This is a genomic window from Bartonella sp. PS17NMGDW (genome assembly GCF_042193555.1).
Taxonomy (GTDB): domain Bacteria; phylum Pseudomonadota; class Alphaproteobacteria; order Rhizobiales; family Rhizobiaceae; genus Bartonella; species Bartonella grahamii.
This window is the reverse complement of sequence record NZ_JBHILY010000055.1, coordinates 1-1,838: the sequence shown is the minus strand read 5'-3', so window position 1 is coordinate 1,838 and position 1,838 is coordinate 1. Positions and strand designations below refer to the sequence as shown.

General features: G+C 38.1%; 2 protein-coding genes. Both read left to right on the top strand.

What is annotated here, in order from left to right; genetic code table 11:
- Positions 1 to 732, top strand: a 732-nt coding sequence (locus ACFIJK_RS09130) for a tyrosine-type recombinase/integrase (RefSeq protein ID WP_375627572.1), incomplete at its 5' end; no start/stop codon positions are given.
- Between the two features lie 272 nt (positions 733 to 1,004).
- Positions 1,005 to 1,538, top strand: a complete 534-nt coding sequence (locus ACFIJK_RS09125) for an antA/AntB antirepressor family protein (protein WP_375627571.1) — start codon at positions 1,005 to 1,007, stop codon at positions 1,536 to 1,538.
- The last annotated feature ends 300 nt before the right edge of the window (positions 1,539 to 1,838 follow it).

Below are 1,838 nucleotides of genomic sequence, written 5' to 3'. Positions count from 1 at the left end.
GCAAATATCATTCGCAATGTTCTCTCACCCCTTTGGCATGAAAAAGCAGATACGGCAAGAAAAGCACTTAATCGTATTAACATTTGCTTGAAATATGCTGCGGCTCTTGGTTTAGATGTTGATCTACAGGCTTGTATGAAAGCACGCGCGCTTTTAGGAAAACCACGTGCGACATCAACAAATATTCCTGCTATGCCATGGCAAGAAGTTCCAGCTTTTTATCAGAATTTGGATGATAATATCCTTTCAAATTTAGCACTGAAATTGCTTATTTTGACAGGGGTACGGTCATATCCATTGCGCTATTTGCATCTTGAACAAATAGATAAAAATATATGGACAATACCAAAAGAAAACATGAAAGGTATTGTAGGAAAGGTTTCAGATTTTCGCGTGCCACTAAGTGATGAAGCTTTGAGAGTTATTGAAAAAACTCTCCCCTTTGAAAAGAATGGTTTTCTCTTTTCTGGTCTTAGAGGCAACCCCATTTCTGATGCCACCATGGCAAAATATATGACAATTTGCGGCTTAACCTATCGTCCCCATGGTTTTCGTTCAAGCTTACGGGATTGGATAGCAGAGACAACGTCAACACCATTTGAGATTGCCGAAACTGTTCTTGCCCATTCAGTTGGGAGTTCAGTGACAAAAGCTTATATGCGAACGGATTTTTTAGAACAGCGACATGTTCTCTTGGAACAGTGGGCTTCATTTATAACAGGAAAGGCTTGACATTATTTCTGTAATGTGTATTTTCGAATCAGGTGCTTAACAAACACCTTAAAACAACTAGCGGATTGGTTACCGAAATAACTAATTTTCCGCATATTAAAAGCTTTGACTCATTGTATGTTAGACGCATATAATGATTTCGTCGGGTGTGGTTATGCTATAAAATACCTTCACGGGGAAAGCATAACGACGGGCTAGTTGCCGTGTTTGTTAGCACCCGGCACTCTTTTTTAGAGTGTCATTAACAAACCTCTAACAACTAGGAGTTCACTATGAACACTCTCATAGAAATTAAAGAACAAATCATTGGACAAGAAACTGTTCAAACTGTTAACGCACGCGAGTTGCATACGTTTTTAGAAGTTAATATACGCTTCAACGATTGGATTTCACGACGGATTGAAGAATATTCTTTTCAAAAAAATCAGGACTTTGTGAGTTTTACTCAAAAAAGAGTAAAACCTAAAGGCGGTCGTCCAAGTACAGAATACCACATCACTTTAGACATGGCGAAAGAGCTCTCAATGGTGGAACGTAACGAGAAAGGACGCCAAGCACGTCGTTACTTTATTGAGTGTGAGAAAAAACTAAAAAACCAAGCTGTTGATTATGATAATGATACGCGCTTTGATTTGCCAAGTTATTGGGAAGGTATGAACGCTGGCGAAAAAGTTTTATATCTTTTAGGTCCTATTCATATGCGTCTTCTTGATGCCTTCAGAGTAGATGAAGAGAATAGAAAATATAAAGCCCTCATTAAAGAAGCTAAGCGGGTTTTAGCAACATCTGTTACGAAAGCTGCTTAGTTTTAAAACCGATTTCATCTCCCCGTTTCAAAAGCGGGGAGGGGATAAAGCTTTCAGTTTTTGGTTAGCCACTGTTTTAAATGTACAAAGACATTATTGATAGTCTCCATGAGACGAGCAAAATTAAGAAACCATTTTCTAAAGAATTTCGCGCGTCTCAGAGTATGTTTAGAGTCGGATATTTGGTTTTTGTGTAAAAATATTTCCTACAGCATCTATAAGGCGTGAAAAATCAAGCGCTAATAAGAGTATAATGAGTACAATCCATTTCGTATAACGCGACATCACTTTTACACTTTT

Bases quoted from the DNA above. Each gene is read 5' to 3' on its own strand.
- ACFIJK_RS09125 (WP_375627571.1), top strand. From the start codon at position 1,005: ATGAACACTCTCATAGAAATTAAAGAACAAATCATTGGACAAGAAACT.